The sequence below is a fragment of the Pseudomonas entomophila genome (assembly GCF_018417595.1).
GTDB lineage: Bacteria > Pseudomonadota > Gammaproteobacteria > Pseudomonadales > Pseudomonadaceae > Aquipseudomonas > Aquipseudomonas entomophila_C.
The window spans coordinates 3,774,638-3,789,544 of sequence record NZ_CP070982.1 but is presented as its reverse complement, the minus strand read 5'-3'; the positions used below and the strand labels follow the sequence as shown (position 1 = coordinate 3,789,544).

General features: G+C 66.0%; 13 protein-coding genes. 4 read left to right on the top strand and 9 right to left on the bottom strand.

Going from position 1 to position 14,907, the window contains the following annotated elements; all coding sequences use genetic code 11:
* Nucleotides 1-305: 305 nt before the first annotated feature.
* From JYG34_RS16405 to JYG34_RS16395, 3 genes are all read right to left on the bottom strand, one after another.
* On the bottom strand, nt 306-2,120 hold the full coding sequence (locus JYG34_RS16405) for an ABC transporter ATP-binding protein (protein ID WP_213657444.1): 1,815 nt from the start codon (nt 2,118-2,120) through the stop codon (nt 306-308).
* The gene (locus JYG34_RS16400) at nt 2,113-3,885 is read right to left on the bottom strand and encodes an ABC transporter ATP-binding protein (RefSeq protein ID WP_213657443.1); all 1,773 of its coding nucleotides are present in this window, start codon (nt 3,883-3,885) and stop codon (nt 2,113-2,115) included. Before JYG34_RS16400 ends, JYG34_RS16405 begins: the two co-directional genes overlap by 8 nt.
* A 155-nt stretch (nt 3,886-4,040) precedes the next feature.
* Nucleotides 4,041-5,273: an acyl-CoA dehydrogenase family protein gene (locus JYG34_RS16395; protein ID WP_213657442.1), complete on the bottom strand. Its 1,233-nt coding sequence runs from the start codon at nt 5,271-5,273 to the stop codon at nt 4,041-4,043.
* Nucleotides 5,274-5,584: 311 nt separating this feature from the next.
* Between JYG34_RS16395 and JYG34_RS16390 the strand changes: the two genes are divergently transcribed.
* The 3 genes from JYG34_RS16390 to JYG34_RS16380 all read left to right on the top strand — a co-directional run bounded on the left by JYG34_RS16390 (nt 5,585) and on the right by JYG34_RS16380 (nt 7,844).
* Nucleotides 5,585-6,631 carry an ABC transporter substrate-binding protein gene (locus JYG34_RS16390; RefSeq protein ID WP_213657441.1) on the top strand — a complete coding sequence of 349 codons (1,047 nt, stop codon included), beginning with the start codon at nt 5,585-5,587 and terminating at the stop codon, nt 6,629-6,631.
* Nucleotides 6,632-6,646: 15 nt separating this feature from the next.
* The gene (locus JYG34_RS16385) at nt 6,647-7,378 is read left to right on the top strand and encodes a class II aldolase/adducin family protein (protein WP_213657440.1); all 732 of its coding nucleotides are present in this window, start codon (nt 6,647-6,649) and stop codon (nt 7,376-7,378) included.
* Nucleotides 7,379-7,457: 79 nt separating this feature from the next.
* Nucleotides 7,458-7,844, top strand: coding sequence for a GFA family protein (locus tag JYG34_RS16380; protein ID WP_213657439.1), 387 nt, complete (start codon nt 7,458-7,460; stop codon nt 7,842-7,844).
* A 112-nt stretch (nt 7,845-7,956) separates the two neighbouring features.
* Here JYG34_RS16380 and JYG34_RS16375 read toward each other — a convergent pair whose 3' ends face one another.
* Genes JYG34_RS16375 through JYG34_RS16365 form a run of 3 tightly spaced genes read right to left on the bottom strand, consistent with a single transcriptional unit; the run spans nt 7,957 to nt 11,428 of the window.
* Nucleotides 7,957-9,108, bottom strand: a complete 1,152-nt coding sequence (locus JYG34_RS16375; protein ID WP_213657438.1) for an LLM class flavin-dependent oxidoreductase — start codon at nt 9,106-9,108, stop codon at nt 7,957-7,959.
* Nucleotides 9,109-9,123: 15 nt separating this feature from the next.
* Nucleotides 9,124-10,347: a lipase family protein gene (locus JYG34_RS16370; protein WP_213657437.1), complete on the bottom strand. Its 1,224-nt coding sequence runs from the start codon at nt 10,345-10,347 to the stop codon at nt 9,124-9,126.
* A 13-nt stretch (nt 10,348-10,360) separates the two neighbouring features.
* A complete protein-coding gene (locus tag JYG34_RS16365; protein WP_213657436.1) occupies nt 10,361-11,428 on the bottom strand; it encodes a PhnD/SsuA/transferrin family substrate-binding protein in 1,068 nt (355 codons plus the stop codon).
* A gap of 328 nt (nt 11,429-11,756) precedes the next feature.
* Between JYG34_RS16365 and JYG34_RS16360 the strand changes: the two genes are divergently transcribed.
* Nucleotides 11,757-12,836 (top strand): sigma-54 interaction domain-containing protein, encoded by a 1,080-nt coding sequence (locus JYG34_RS16360; protein WP_213657435.1) that lies wholly within the window; start codon nt 11,757-11,759, stop codon nt 12,834-12,836.
* Here the strand turns inward: JYG34_RS16360 and JYG34_RS16355 are convergent.
* The 3 genes from JYG34_RS16355 to JYG34_RS16345 all read right to left on the bottom strand — a co-directional run bounded on the left by JYG34_RS16355 (nt 12,817) and on the right by JYG34_RS16345 (nt 14,766).
* Nucleotides 12,817-13,626, bottom strand: a complete 810-nt coding sequence (locus JYG34_RS16355) for a hypothetical protein (RefSeq protein WP_213657434.1) — start codon at nt 13,624-13,626, stop codon at nt 12,817-12,819. The two genes, JYG34_RS16360 and JYG34_RS16355, sit on opposite strands and share 20 nt — an antisense overlap.
* A gap of 143 nt (nt 13,627-13,769) precedes the next feature.
* Nucleotides 13,770-14,513 carry a zeta toxin family protein gene (locus JYG34_RS16350; RefSeq protein WP_213657433.1) on the bottom strand — a complete coding sequence of 248 codons (744 nt, stop codon included), beginning with the start codon at nt 14,511-14,513 and terminating at the stop codon, nt 13,770-13,772.
* Nucleotides 14,488-14,766, bottom strand: coding sequence for a hypothetical protein (locus JYG34_RS16345; protein WP_213657432.1), 279 nt, complete (start codon nt 14,764-14,766; stop codon nt 14,488-14,490). Before JYG34_RS16345 ends, JYG34_RS16350 begins: the two co-directional genes overlap by 26 nt.
* Nucleotides 14,767-14,907 lie beyond the last annotated feature (141 nt).

Below are 14,907 nucleotides of genomic sequence, written 5' to 3'. Positions count from 1 at the left end.
GGCGGCGCGAGTCCGATGGCGCGGGGGATGGTGGTGGTTGGCGAGGGCAGGGTGTTGCCGTGGCAGCAGCCGGGCAGCAGCGATTGCATGAGCAGCAGCATGGCCTGTGTAGGAGCGGATTCATCCGCGATGCGCCGCGCGGGCGGCGCTCGGTCACATGAGCACCATCGCGCTTTCGCCGAGCACCTGAAAACCACCTATCCGGATTTCGGATATTTGAGGTTCGCAAGGTGTTTGCCGGTAGGGCATTTGCGCCTGTCGAACCGAGCGCCGCAGGCGCGGCGCATCGCGGATGAATGCCAGGGTCAGGCTTCGGCGTTCACCTCACCAGCGCTGCGCAGATAGGCGTCGTACAGTCCGGCATACGCGCCTCCAGCCTCGAGCAGTTCGGCATGCCGTCCCAGTTCCACCACCCGCCCGTGGCGCACCACGGCGATCCGGTCGGCATCGCGGATGGTCGCCAGGCGGTGGGCGATGATGATCGCCGTGCGCCCCTGGCACAGCCGCCGCAACGCCCGCTGGATGCGGCGCTCGGTGTGCACATCGACCGCCGAGGTGGCTTCGTCGAGCACCAGCACCGCTGGGTCCGCCAGGTAGGCGCGCACCAGGCACACCAGCTGGCGCTGGCCATGGCTGAGGTGGCTGCCCAGCGGGCCGACTTCGGTGTGGTATTGCTCTGGCAAGCGCTCCAGCACCTCGTCGGCGCCCAGCTCACGGGCGGCGGCCTCCAGCACGGCATCGTCGGCCTCGGGCCGGGCCAGGCGCAGATTGTCGAGGATGCTGCCGCTGAACAGCACGTTGTCCTGCAGCACCACGCCAACGTTGCGCCGCAGGTCGCGCTGGGCCAGTTGGCGCAGGTCGATGCCGTCGAGCTTCACCGCACCGCGTTGCACGTCGTAGAAGCGCGTGAGCAATTGCACCAGGGTGCTCTTGCCATGCCCCGAGGGGCCGACGATGGCCAGCACCTCGCCTGCGCGGATGTGCAGGTCGAGCCCGTCGATCACCGGCCGGGCGGTGTAGGCGAAACCGACCTGCTCGAAGCTCACATGGCCTTGGGCCCGGCCCAGTGCTCGCGGTTGATCGGGGTCGAGCACCTCGGCGCGGGTGTCGAGCAGCAGGAAGATACGCTGTGCCGAGGCGCTGCCGGTGGCGTAGCGTTCGAACAGGTCCGACAGCTCCTGCAGCGGCCCGAGGAACAGGAACACGTAGAACAGACTCTCGGCTATCTGGCCGACGCTCACCCGGCCCTCGGCCAGGCCAAAGGCGCCCACCAGCAACAGCACGGCCATGCCCGCCGTACTCAGCAGCGCAGTGAGCGGGGCGAACCAGCCGGTGCGCAGGCTGCCGCGGATCAGGGCCTGGTTGAAGTCCTCCAGCAAACGCCGGTAGCGGCCCTGGTTGCCGGCTTCGCGGCCACACTGCTGGATCAGCCGCACGCCGCTGACGCTCTCGACCAGGTGCGCGGTGAAGCGGCTGCGCTGTTCGGCGACCCTGGCCCAGCTGCGTTGAGAGATGCGCTTGAAACGCCAGGTCGCCAGCACCAGCAACGGCACGGTGGCAGCCAGGCTGTAGAAGAAGCTCGGTTCGATGCGCCACAGCATCACCCCGGCCAGGCAACAACGCAGCAGGGCGCCGATCAGCTCTGGCGGGCCTTGCACCAGCAATGGCTCCAGCGCGTCGATGTCGCGGTCGGCGCGGGCGATGATGCGCCCGGCGCGGGTCTGGTCGAAGTAGCTCACCGATAGCCCCTGGACATGGGCGAACACCTGCACGCGCAGGCTGCCGAGCACGCGGATCGCCGCGTTGCCTGCGATGAATTGCGAAGCCCCGGCCAGCAGGAAGCGCCCCAACCAGCTGGCGGCCAGTCCCAGGCCGAGCCACAGCACCAGGCGCTCGTCGAGCAGCCAGTGGCCGGCTTCCTGGATCAGCCCACGGTCGATCAGCTCGCGGACGAACCAAGGCCGCAGGAACACAGTGAGCACCAGCAGCAACTCCAGGCCGATCACGCCAAGGATTGCCGTGCGGATCGGCCGCAGCAACGGCAGCAGGCGGTGCAGCATGCCGCGATCGAGGGCCTGGCGCGCCAGGCGCTGTTCGATGTCGATATCGCGTTCAGCCATGCTCGATCCCCAGCAGGTCGCGGTAGTGGGCGTTGTGCGCCGTCAATTCGGCGTGGCGACCGCTGGCGCTGATGCGCCCGCCTTCGAGCAGCAGCACGCGGTCGGCCAGCAGCAGGGTGGACAGGCGGCTGGTGATCAACAGCAGGGTCGGCGCACGCCCCTGCTGGCGGCGCAGGTTGTCGAGCACGCGGCGCTCGTTGTGGGCGTCCAGGGCACTGGTGGCGTCGTCCAGGCACAGGATGTCCGGCGCGCCGAGCAGGGCACGGGCCAGGCACAGGCGCTGGCGCTGGCCACCGGAGAGGCTTGCGCCACGGTCGCCCAGTGGCGTGTCCAGGCCCAGGGGCAGGCGCTCCAGCACGTCCTCGGCGGCGGCCAGGCGCAGGGCTTCGCGCAGCTCGCCATCGCTGGCCGCTGGCGCGGCCAGGCGCAAGTTCGCGGCCAGCGAGTCGGAGAACAGGAAGCTCTCCTGCGGCAATACCTGCACCCGACGGCGCAGGGCGTTCAGGTCGATGTCGCGCACATCATGCCAGCCGGTACTGTCGGAGCCGACCCGCACGCTGCCGCCGTCCACCTCGGCCAGGCGCGGCAACAGGCTGGCCAGCAGGCTCTTGCCGCTGCCGGTGGCGCCAACCAGCGCCACCACCTCGCCGGGGCGCAGGTGCAGCGAGCAGCCCTGCAAGAGGTCGTGCGCAGCCTCCGGCGTGCCCACGCGCACCTGCTCCAGCTTCAGGCCCAGTGGTCCCTTCGGCAGGGTGCCCCGGCCACTGCGAATGGCGGGGTGTTCGTCGAGCAGTTGCCAGATGCGCTCGGCACTGGCGCGGGCATCGGCGAAGGTCTGCATCACCCGGCCGATGCCCTCGATACGGAACACCAGCGTGGTGGCTACCAGCAGCGAGGTCACCAGCTCGCCGATGCCCAGTTGCCCGGCGGCCACCTGATGGGCGCCGTAGATCAGAATCCACACATGCCCCAGGGCGACCACCGCCTGTGGCAGGGGGATTCGCGAACTGGCGTAGGCCAAGGCGGCTTGAGCGTGAGTGCTGAACGCCGTCACCTGTTCCGAGAACCGTGCGATACGCGGGCCTTCCAGGCCAAAAGCCTTGATTACCCGCACCCCGCCGATGCCTTCCGAGAGGTCCTGGCTCACCTGGTCATAGGCCGAGGCGACGGCCCGGTCGAGGGTGACCAGGCGCTCGGTCTGGCGCACGAACAACCCCAGTCCGCCCCCCGTCAGCAGCAACGGCACCAGGCCGAGCAGCAGGTCGTACCAGCACAGCAGGCCGACCGCCGCCAGCACCACCAGTGGTGTCTCGATGATCTGCCGCCAGAAGGTGATCAGCGCATCGCGGACCTTGTCGGCGTCACGGGTGGTACGGGTGACCAGCTCGCCCATGCCATGGCGCCAGTGGTAGCCCAGGTGCAGGGCCTGGACCTGTTCGAGGATGCGTTCGCGCAGGCGCGTCAGCAGGGCCTGGCTGAGCACCAGCGACAGCACGGCGGCGGCGTATTGCAGGAGGCCGCGAGCCAGGGCGATGGCCAGCAGTGCCCACAGCCAGTGCCAGGCCAGGGAGGCGTCGAGGCTGCCATCGGCCAGGCGGGTGACGGCGCGACCGGCGCCGACATCGTCGACTGCGTGGCCGATCAACCATTGCTGCCAGGCCAGTGCCAGGTTGCCGGCGATATAGAGGGTGGTGACCAGGGCGAAGCGCCAGGGCATCTCGCGGTAGATGGCCAGGGCGCGCAGGAGGGGGTGTCTGGAGGTCATGCAGGGCTCGGCTTGTCAGTCGACTATGTGCATACCTCTGTGGGAGCGGGCTTGCCCGCGAACACCGGCGAAGCCGGTGCCATGCACTGTATTGTCATCTTCGCGGGCAAGCCCGCTCCCACAGAAAGCTTGGCTTTGAATTGATGCCTGGTGGTTCAGCGACGCGTGGCGCCTTGCGCTTCCTTGGCGTTGAGCACCGCCGTGTACTCCCCTGGGTCCGCCCCATTGAGGTAATAGTTGCCGACGTTGTGCAGCCGCCAGCGGATCGGATCGTGGGTGGTGTGCACCCGGGCATCGCGCCAGAAGCGGTCGAGGTTCCACTTGCTCAGCGAGGCACTGGCCCCCAGCAGCGAGAACAGGTCGCTGGAGATCTTCAGCGCCGCCCCATCGGCATGCGCCCGGGCGGTGGCCACCGAGAGGATCAGCTCGTCCTGCAACGCTTTGTCCTCGGGGGCGTGCTCATGGGCGTCGAACACCCGCGCGGCCTCGCGCAGCACCGCTTCGGCGCCGCGCAGGGCGACCGCATACTCGCCGACCTGGCGGATGATGTGCGGCTCGTCGCTGGCCCGCTCGACACCGCTCTCGACCCAGGGGCGAGCCTGCTCGCGCAGGTAGCTCACCGCTGCCTGCAAGGCCCCGGCGGCAATGCCGGTATCGATGGCGGCATGGAGGATCTGCGGGAAGGTAAGCCCTGTACGTTTCATCGGCCCGCTGCGCAAGGTGACGAAACGCTCGTCGAGGACGATCTCGTCGAATTTCACCGTGCCGCTCACCGAATGCTGCTGGCCGAAGGCCCGCCAATCATCGACCAGGGTCAGGCCAGGGGTGTCCCGGTGCAGCAGTACCCCGGCGCCACCGTCCTCGCTGGCCGCGGTCAGCCAGATCCAATCGGCCAGGTAGGCGCCGGTCGAATAGAACTTGCTGCCGTTGAGCACCCGCTTGCCGTCGGCGCGGCTTTCGACACGGGTCTTGAGGGCGAACTTGTTCTTGCCGCCGACCTCGGCCAGCGCATTGCCCAGGCGTTTACCGGCCAGCACATCGGCCAGCACGCGGTCGCGGACTTCGTCGGGGTAGCCGTCGAGCAGGCCGCGCAGCATGACGTTGTGGATCTGCAGCAACTGGCCGACGCCGCCGTCGGCGGTGGAAATCAGACGCACGATTTCGACGAGGGTCTCGACTGAGGCGCCAAGGCCGCCGAACCGCGCGGGGACACCGATGGCGGTGAGGCCGCTGCTCGACAGCCGTTCGGCTTGGCGGCGTGGGAGCTGGTCGTTGTTGCGCGGGTCGGCGGCGAGGGTGGCGAATTCGCTGGCGACTTCACGGGCGATGCGCAGGGCTTCGGCTTCGCTGGTGATGCGGTGGGCGGGGGGCAGTTCGATGATGCTCATGGTTGACCTCGATGGCGGTGTTCGCGGGGGCTGCGCAGCGGCCCCGATCCTGAAAACGCCAGAGCAACTTCTTTGCCACTCCAGCGGAGCCCATGCAGCGGTTGGCTTGCGGCGAGATTGCAAAGGTGAATTGCTGCTCCAGCAACACGCTCGGCCCGCCGCCTGCTGATCTGGCAGCACCCGCCCCGCACGCCTGCTCCCAGGCCAGCAGCCGGGCCCGGGGTACTCGCGCACAGTCTCCATGTTCCGGGCCTTCCAGCCCTTGGCACGACCGCTGCAACACGCCCTGCACGACGCCCAAGGAGCTCTTCATGACCCTCGTTCAAACCACCCCCCAACCTGAAGCACTGGACCGCCTCTGGTTCACCCGCTGCCCGGTACCGACCGCCTCCGGCATCGCCTACAAGCTCGGCTGGCTGCAGGAAGAGTTCGCCCGTGACGGGCTGCCCATCGACACCCTGCAGGAAGCCCGTCAGCTCGGTCATCACCACTACGATCATCTGCTCCCCGGCCTGTTCCGCGAGGGCGGCAACCTGCCGGCCCTGGCCGCCCGCGCCGCCGGGGCGCCGTCAAGGCTGGTCGGCCTGACCTGGATCGAGGAGTGGCAGACCCTTCTGGTTCGCCCGGACAGCAACATCCGCCGCCCCGAAGACCTGCGCGGCAAGCGCCTGGCGCTGCCGGCCTGGGGGCGCGACCGCCCTGGCAGCATCGCCCGGGCCATGAGCCTGCACGGCTACAAAGGCGCGCTGGCCTCGGTGGGGCTGACCTTCGACGACGTGCACCTGGTGGAGGTGGCGCTGCTCGACCAGCAGGTTGCCAGCACCCCGCAACTGGGGTTGCAGCGCCTGTGGTCGGGCCTGGACTACCTGGCGCGCGGCGAGGTCGACGCGGTGTATGTCAAAGGCGCCGCAGCAGCCGACGCCGCCCGCCGCCTGGGCTTGGTGGTGGGTATCGACCTTGACGTGCTGCCCGACCCACGGCACCGCATCAACAATGGCACGCCACGGCCGATCACCGTCCACCAGTCGCTGCTCGACGAGCACTTCGACCTGGTCGCGCGCTTCCTCGCCCAGACCCTGCGCGCCGCCAACTGGGCCGTTGGTAACCGCGAGGCGCTCAACGCCATCCTCGAGGACGAGACCCACGCCGGCAGCCAGGGCGTGGCCGAGGCCTATCGCGGCGACTTCCACGCCACCCTGGCGCCGGACCTGTCGGCCCGGCGCCTGGCCTTCCTCGACACCCAGAAGGCCTTCCTCAACCTGCATGGCTTCCTGGAGCGCGACTTCGACCTCGCCGACTGGGTCGACCACCGCCCCCTGCAAGCCGCCCATGACCTGCTGGCCCAGCGCCGCGCCTGACTCCGGAGATCGACCATGACCGTACTGCTCAACGAACGCCCCCTCACCACTGAGCTGCAAGCTTTCATCGACCAGGTGCTGGCCGAGGCCGAAGCCGCATTCACCGTGTTCCGCGAAACCAACACCATCACCGCCAACGGCACCGTTGGTTTCATCGAGCGGGTGCCGGGCCAGGAACTGTTGGTGGCGGTGAACTACGCAGGCCCGTGGAACTACCGCAAGCCGCTGGAGGCGACGGTCAGCGACTTCGCCGGCAATGTCATCCTCGGTAAGGGCAAGGGTGGCCTGGGGCGCTACGGCAAACTGTTCCAGCACCATGCCGACATCACCACCGTGTCCCACGTGCATACACCTTACCTCGGTGCCTGGGCGCAAACCCATCGCACCTTGCCGTTCCACTATGTGCCGGTGCAGCGCTACCAGTTGGCTCGCGAACTGCCGGTGTACATCGACCGGCGCCAGGCCGAGGTGGATTTCATCCTCGAGCAGATCGCCGCCAACCCCTTCACCCTGGCCATCCTCGAAGCCAATGGCGGCTCCACTGTGTGGGGCAAGCAGGGCTTGCGCGCCACTGCCGAATTCATCCTGCTGCTGGAGGAAGGCGCGCAGATCCAGTTGCTCGCCGATGCACTCGGTGGCTCGCGGCCCTATGGGCCCGGCGTACTCACTCAGCAATGGAAGATGAGTGGCCTGTACGAGCGCGCCACCGAGCTGGGGTTGGTACCCGGTATCGACCACCGCAGCTGATGGCTCACTGGCAATTTCCGCGGCGCGAGGTACATTTTCCGTGCGCTGTACGAGGCGGCGGTAGCCAAGGAATTGCCTGATGAAACCCATCCGTTACAAAGGCGGCTGCCTGTGCGGCCGCATTCGCTTCATTGCCCAGGGCGAACCACGATTTCCCCACACCTGCTCCTGCGGCATGTGCCAACGCCATTCGGGTGGTCTGACGCTGTGCTGGGTGGAATTCGACAAGGCGGCTGTCGAGTGGGTCGGCGAGGGTGGCCTGCCGGCCCTGTACCGGGCTTCAGCGCAGTCCAGCCGCGCATTCTGCTCCACCTGCGGCAGCAGCCTGGGCGCGGTCGACGATGCGCCGACGGTCGGGTTGCTGCTGGGGTGCTTCGACGCCAAGGGCGAGAAGGCGCTGCGCCCTGCCTACCACTCTTTCGTTTCGTCCCGTCCACGCTGGTGGAAGATCAATTCGCTCGTGTGATCGCTGCACCCTCTGTAGGAGCGGCTTCAGCCGCGATGCAGGCAACGCGTTGCCCAGCACCCGCTTCGCGGGTGATCGCGGCTGAAGCCGCTCCTACAGAAGTCGAGCAAAATCAGAGGGAGGTGCGTTCGCCGCGAAAGTGCGGGAGGATGTGCTCGCCAATGCGGTAGGCCTCTTCCAGGTGCGGGTAGCCGGCGAGGAAGAACAGGTCGATGCCGATGGCGTGGTACTCACGGATTCGCGCCACCACGTTTTCGTGGCTGCCAACCAGCGCGCAGCCCGGCGGGATGCCGATGTAGCCGAAGCCGGTCCAGACGTTGGGGTGGATGAAGAAGTCGTCGAAGGCGGGTGCCTCACCCTGGTCGGCATATTCGTGCTCATAGCTCAGCTTGCGCGCTGTCCGCAGCCCGGCGTGGGCGGCACGGGCCTTGACCGTGCCCTTGGCCACGCCTTCGTCGAAGAAACGCTTGGCTTCGGCCAGTGCAGCCTCCTCGGTGTCGCGGGTGATGACGTCGATGGACAGCCCGAAACGGATGTCTGTACGCCCATGTTTCAAGGCCCGCGCGCGGATATCGGCGATCAGCGCGGCGATTTCGTCAGGATGCTCGGCGCGCATCAGGTAGAAGTCGGCGTGCTTGGCGGCGAATTCGCGGGCCGCTTCCGAGGAGCCGGCAGTGCAGATCAGCGGCAGTTCGGCTTTCTTCAGCGGCCCGCGCAGGCCGCCACCCTCGGCGCGGTAGTAGCGGCCTTCGTAGTGGAAGTTGTCGTTGTGCCAGTAACCGCGCACCACATCCATGAACTCGGTGGCGCGGGCGTAGCGTTCATCGTGCCCCTCGAAGTCGCCAACCTGGCGCTGGATGGCGTCGGAGCCGCCATTGATGATGTTCCACACCAGGCGGTTACCGGTGGCGCGCTGGTAGGTGGCGGCCTGCTGCACCGCGACCCAGGGCGTGTAGTGGTAGGGCTGGAAGGCGGTGACGAATTTCAGTGTGCGGGTTTCGCGGGCCAGCAGCGAGCACACCGTCCACGGCTCCTCGCCGGAAGGCGCGTTGACCATCAAGGCGCCGCCGAAACCATTGATCTCGGCGGCCCTGGCCACCTGCCCGAGGTAGTCGATGTAGCTGAAGTGATCGCCCACGGCGAAGCCGGACACCGCGCCGGTGCTGGGGCCGCCGGCGTGCCAGTCGCCGCGGTTGCGTGGGTCGCCGGGGAGGAACTGGGTTTCGCCGTGCAGCGGCAGGCGGGTGAAGAATTCGAGGCTCATGCTGGTGCTCCTGGCTTACTGGACGCTGGGGTTGCAGTTGGGGGTGACGGGTTGGCCGCTGATGACCTGGCGAGCGAAAGGGATGGAATCCTTCAGCGAGGCATTGACCGTCTCGCTGTGGCCCAAGCCCTTGTACAAGTGGCCCTGCACCACGGAACCGGCCTTGCAGGCGTCCTGCATCAGGGCCACCTGGGTGCTGGCGGCGGGAGTCTTGTCCTCGGCGCCGGTGCCGATGAAGATCGGCTGCGCGAGCTTGAGGGTCGGGTACGACACCTGGGCCTGCCAGGCTTCAAGCTGGTTGCCCTGGTACTCCTTCCTGGCATTGGCCGGGGTCAGGCCGGTGCCGACCACGTCGCTGACCAGCGAAGACAGGCAGCTGCTGCGCGCCTGCTCGAACAGCGGCAAGGCCTTGGCGGTGTAGAAGTCGCGCGGGTCGATGCTCGGGTCGTACTGCTGCGCTGCCAGCAAGGTGTAGAAACCGTAGGCCAGCGACGGGTCGACCTTGTCCGGGTCCTGCTCGCCGACGTTCTTCGCGCCGATGGTGTAGATCACCCCGGTGCCGATACTGCCCTTGACGCCGAGGTCCGGTGCATAGGTGGCCGCATAGGCACCGGCCGCGAACGCCCCGGCTCCCCCTTGCGACTGGCCGACGATCAGCACCTTGTTGGCCAGCCCCGGCACGCCGGCGACCACCGCCCGCGCCGCATCGAGGATGCCGTAGGCCGCCATGCGGTTGTTCAGCAGTGGATGGCCACCCGGCACGCCGAGGCCCTGGTAGTCGGTGGCGACGATCGCGTAGCCCTCGTCGAGCCAACGGTCGAGGTACTGCACATCGCGGTATGAACGCCCGGCCCAGGACGGTGCGCAGATATCGGCGACGCCCACCGTGCCATGCCCCCAGCTCGCCACCGGCCAGCCACCGGCGGGCGCCTTGCCCTTGGGGATGAACAGCGCGCCGGAGACCACGATTGGCGTCTTGCCGTCGATGCCGTCCAGCGAGGTGTAGAGGATGCGTTGGGCGCTGGCGGCGTTGGGCAGGCTCAGGGCCTGGTCCAGCGGCTCGCTGCGCAGCAGCTTGCCGGGTGCGGTCGGGATGGCGTTGCTCCAGGTATAGAACGCCGAGACCCGGCCATCGCCTTGTTGCGGGTCGGGCTTGGGAGCGAAGGTGTTGGCGGCGACGGCGCTGATGGACAGCGCCAGGGCGGTCAGGCCCAGGGTGAGTGAGACAGGCAGCTTCATGGCGGGTTCTCTGTCAGTGTTGGCTGAGCTGGGCGTCGAGCGACGGCCAGTAATGGGTCAGTTGCAGGTCCTGCAGCGCCTGGCGGGTGAAGCCGGTTGCCAGGTCGCCGTCGATGGCGTAGGGCGTGCGGATCAGGCGGTTGTCCAGGGCATAGCGGGCCAGCGCCTGGTAGTGGGCCTTGAGTTGGGCGTCGCTCTTTGGCGCCCAGCGCTCCTTCCAGGCCACCGGATCGTCCTGGTCGTCACGGCGCAGCACGCTCTCGGCGACACCGGCGCGGGAGGACAGGGCGTAGTAGCCGTCGCGGTTCTGCTCCTGGGAAATCCACCACGCCGCCCTGACCCAGGCGGTGGCAACCAGTTGGGTGATGTCGGCGTGTTGTTCGAGGAAGCGGTCGGTGCCCCACAGGTCGGAGACCAGCCGCCAGTCGTTGGCGCCCTGCTTGGTCGACCAGAGGATGCGGGCCACGCCCTTGTCTTCGAGGGCATAGGCCTCGCTGAGCAGCACTGCGGCATCCACCTTGCCCGCCGACACGGCGGCCGCGCCGACCTGCGGGTTGAGGTTGGCGATCTTGAAGTCGGTCAGCTGCAGCCCCTGGCTTTGCAGGAAGTTGCTGAAGGCGAACTCCCACGGCCGCCCCCGATGCAGGGCCAGGCGCTTGCCCTTGAGGTCCTGGATGCTGCGTACCGTGGAGTTGGCCGGCACCACCAGGTACACGTTGTTGCCGCTGCCGCCCGGCACGACCAGTTTGCCGGGAACATTACCGGCCCCGGCGATCACCGATGGCAGGTCGCCGCGTACCGCGAAGTCCAGGCTGTCGTTGCTGAAGCCTTCGTTGATCTGCGGGCCGGCGCCGGCGTGGGGCAGGGCCACCCAGTCGAGCTGGATGCCGCGTTGCTGCAGTTGCTGGGCAAGCCAGCCGTCCTCGATCACCCGCCCTGGGATACCACCAAAGACTGGAGCGCCGCCCTGGGTGAAGGCGACGATGGCAATGCGTACGGATTTGGGAGGCTCGCTGGCCCAGCACGCGAAGCTCAGCAGCAGCCCGAGCAGGGCCAGGCTGTAGCGCCAGATAGTCTTCATGATGTTCAGCTCCTGACAGTGTGCGGGCCGCACGTTTGAGCGGCCCAGGCGTTTGCCAGGCAGGAGCGAAATGCATGCCAGGGTATCTTTGGGAGCGCTGTAGGCCTTGTGTGACGGGGCCTGCAGTCAACATCACCAGCCATGCTCAGCGCGCTTGCGGTGCTGATGCCCACGCAAGACGGTGTTGACTGGCTGTTGCTCCAGCAGCAATCGAGCGGGTGGTTTTTCGTGTATGCCTAAATCGAATATATAAATATTTATTAATAATTTTTCGATCTAAATTGTTTCATGCACTATGGGGTCGCGCACAATTGCCAGGAATGCCCTCATGTCGCTGATCACCCATCCCCATGCCCGCGAGCTGACCAAATCCGTGCGCGCCACCGTGCTCGTGTTCAAGGACCCACGCTCCCAGGAGTTGCTCAGCCGTATCGAGCGCCTGGCACCCAGCGAAGCCAACACCCTGATCATCGGGGAGACCGGCACCGGCAAGGAGCTGGTCGCCCGCCACATCCATACCCTCAGCCGGCGTCATCGCGAACCTTTCGTGGCGGTGAACTGCGGTGCCTTTGCCGAAACCCTGGTGGAGAGCGAGCTGTTCGGCCACGAGAAGGGGGCCTTCACCGGAGCCACCTCGAGCAAGGCCGGTTGGTTCGAGGCGGCCAATGGCGGGACGCTGTTCCTCGACGAGATCGGCGACTTGCCGTTGAACATGCAGGTGAAATTGCTGCGTGTGCTGCAGGAGCGCGAGGTGGTGCGCCTCGGCTCGCGCACACCGATCCCGATCAATGTGCGGCTGGTGGCGGCCACCAACGTCAACCTCGCCGATGCCGTGGTGGCGGGGCACTTTCGCGAGGACCTGTTCTACCGACTGCACGTGGCCACCATCCGCCTGCCGCCGCTTCGCGAGCGGCCGGGTGACATCCTGCCGTTGGCGGAGTTTTTCATAGAGGAGCATTGCCGACGCCTGGGCTACGAGCGTGCGACCTTGAGCCCGGAAGCCGAACGCAAATTGCTGGCGCACAGCTGGCCGGGGAACATCCGCGAGCTGGAGAACGCCATCCACCATGCCTTGTTGGTGTGCCGCCAGCAGCAGGTGGCGCCAGCCGACCTGCATCTGGTGGATATGCGCCCACTGGCGGTGGGATATGGGGAAGTGGCGGCGTTGCCCATAGTTGCCAGTGCGGCGCCGGTTAATTTGGAGAGCGCGTTGCTGGCGCTGTTCGAACAGAACCTGCCGGACCTGTACGAGCATATCGAGGAGACGGTGTTTCGCTCGGCGTATCGGTATTGCCACGGGAATCAGTTGCAGACGGGTAGGTTGCTGAATATCAGCCGCAATATCGTGCGGGCACGGTTGGAGAAAATTGGCGAGCTTGCAAAGCCGGTCAACTCCGGGATTGTTTGATGCCCACGGAGGCGAATGAGGTCATTCGTAGCTTCGGGCCGACGAGAGCCTTGGCGTGCTCGGGATAATCGAAGTCGATTCGGCGTTTGTTGTGGTCCTTCACAAACTGGTCGATTCCAAGGGATGCGTAGATCTGGTCGATGCTCAGTTGCAGGTTTTCCTGAGGCCGTTCATTGATAATGAGTGCACCACCTTGTGCCAGGTGGCCCTGTAACTGGAGTGCGAACTGCTCGAAGTCAGCCTGTGCTATTTCGGAGATCAGGTAGGAGATGGTGATGATGTCATACTGCCTGAGTACATTGCTCGGCCAGGCGCTCAGGACGTCAGCCTGTACCTCGCGTAGGGTGAAGTAAATATCATGGGCACTGCGGCGAACCACATCCAAGGCAATCTCTTCCCACAGAGGTTGGATGTCCAGGCGAGTCATCTCGACATTCAGATAGTGAGGTCGGTCGGAGCGTTCTCTGAGGAAGTCGATGACGGCCGACAGGTCGCTGCCGGGCCCGCCGCCAATTGACAGCACCCGGACTTTTCCTGTGTTCAGCCAACGGTCAACACTCGCTGGCGGCACGAGATCCATGGCCGAGCGATTTTCATGCATGTGCACCGGGAGGTAACGGAGTACATACAGTTTTCTCTTCTCCTCGCACCGGTAACTGATGACATTTCCACCGAAGTACTGGCGGCTAAAACATTCAGTGCACGTTGATGTGAAAGGTGTCCGCTGACGGCAACTGTCCCAGGCTTGCGGATTCAATGCGCCTAGATAGTGATTGATGATGTCGTCCATGAGCCGGTATTTGAATTGACGTAGAGAACGTTAGCAATACCGAATGATGGCGATTGGCCTTTATTTGTTCAAGCAGTTTGCTGCCTTAAATCGGATCGGCCTGGAATGGATCGTGTTGGGGGCGCACGGGTGTCGAATCCCGCTCAAGGCTCCACCTGATCCACATAAGACTCGAAGAACCAGTCAGGGACTTCTTCGTTGCGAAACTCCAGCTGTGTGCCTGCGGTGATTTCCGCCAGCCATACTGCGCATTGGCCGGAATTGTCGAACACGTAGGCACGGTGGCTGGCCGCGATGGCGTCCGGCAACAGGTCCAGCGAGCGGTCGTAGCGGCTGCGCACCAGGTCGTCCCTGACCGGGTGCCCTCCGGCGCGTACGCGAATGGCCACTCGCTCGATGTTGATCTGCGGGTTTTCGGTGGAGACGAAGTAGAGGTAGGTGCGATAGCCCCGTGCCTGGGCCTGGCGCATGAATTCGATCTTGCTTGGGTGTGACATGACGCTTTCGAAGGTGAAGCTCTGGTTTGTATCCAGCAAGTGTTGGCGGATGAAGTCCGCGATCACCGAGGCGAAGTACGAGTCTACTCGCACGGCCCGGTAGTCGACCTTGCTGCCGAGGAGCGTGAGTTGCTCGGCCTGGTCGGTCAACTGCTTGGTTTGGATGAGATAGTGCTCGGTATGGAACCTGAGCAGTTCCGGCAGGCTGGTGGCGACGTCGAAAGGTGCCAGGTCGATGAACCCGGTGGACTTCGCCTCTTGTTCCAGGTCGTCAGCATTGACGAAGAGGCGCGTCAGCGCCGCCGGCAAGTCGGCCTTGATGGTGCTTTTGCCGGAGCCGTTGGGGCCTGCGAACACCCTTAGCCTAGGCACGCTCGTCAGTCGTGCCATCATCGACCTTGCGCACGGTGATCACCTCGCCGACCTTGACCTTGCGCCGTGGCCGGGCCTTGTCGAGCACGGTCCTGGCGCCGTCGGCGGCGACGCGCACCAGCTCGCCTTCGTCGATGCACAGCACACCTTGCTGGTTGGCCTGCAGCGCACGTAGATAGGCGGAGTGGGTGGCCTCGCTGGCGTGGCGCGGCACTTGTCGTTCCAGGGCGTCGAGGGCTTGCTCGGAGAGCTTTCTTGCTTTTGCGACCATGAAGGAATACCTCCGGGCAACAGGGGGGCTGTTGCGTACATGGGAGGCATCATAGCGCTGACCGGGGCGGATGACATCAAGAGGGGGCATGGGTGTTGTTCCTGAAGTGGATTGCGGCTGAGTCTGGCACAGCCTCATGTT

Excerpts from the sequence above, each read along its gene's own strand:
- JYG34_RS16360 (WP_213657435.1), top strand. The coding sequence starts at position 11,757 with ATGTCGCTGATCACCCATCCCCATGCCCGCGAGCTGACCAAATCCGTG.
- JYG34_RS16380 (WP_213657439.1), top strand. The coding sequence starts at position 7,458 with ATGAAACCCATCCGTTACAAAGGCGGCTGCCTGTGCGGCCGCATTCGC.
- JYG34_RS16400 (WP_213657443.1), bottom strand. The coding sequence starts at position 3,885 with ATGACCTCCAGACACCCCCTCCTGCGCGCCCTGGCCATCTACCGCGAG.
- JYG34_RS16395 (WP_213657442.1), bottom strand. The coding sequence starts at position 5,273 with ATGAGCATCATCGAACTGCCCCCCGCCCACCGCATCACCAGCGAAGCC.
- JYG34_RS16385 (WP_213657440.1), top strand. The coding sequence starts at position 6,647 with ATGACCGTACTGCTCAACGAACGCCCCCTCACCACTGAGCTGCAAGCT.
- JYG34_RS16390 (WP_213657441.1), top strand. The coding sequence starts at position 5,585 with ATGACCCTCGTTCAAACCACCCCCCAACCTGAAGCACTGGACCGCCTC.
- JYG34_RS16375 (WP_213657438.1), bottom strand. The coding sequence starts at position 9,108 with ATGAGCCTCGAATTCTTCACCCGCCTGCCGCTGCACGGCGAAACCCAG.
- JYG34_RS16345 (WP_213657432.1), bottom strand. The coding sequence starts at position 14,766 with ATGGTCGCAAAAGCAAGAAAGCTCTCCGAGCAAGCCCTCGACGCCCTG.
- JYG34_RS16355 (WP_213657434.1), bottom strand. The coding sequence starts at position 13,626 with ATGGACGACATCATCAATCACTATCTAGGCGCATTGAATCCGCAAGCC.
- JYG34_RS16350 (WP_213657433.1), bottom strand. The coding sequence starts at position 14,513 with ATGGCACGACTGACGAGCGTGCCTAGGCTAAGGGTGTTCGCAGGCCCC.
- JYG34_RS16370 (WP_213657437.1), bottom strand. The coding sequence starts at position 10,347 with ATGAAGCTGCCTGTCTCACTCACCCTGGGCCTGACCGCCCTGGCGCTG.
- JYG34_RS16365 (WP_213657436.1), bottom strand. The coding sequence starts at position 11,428 with ATGAAGACTATCTGGCGCTACAGCCTGGCCCTGCTCGGGCTGCTGCTG.
- JYG34_RS16405 (WP_213657444.1), bottom strand. The coding sequence starts at position 2,120 with ATGGCTGAACGCGATATCGACATCGAACAGCGCCTGGCGCGCCAGGCC.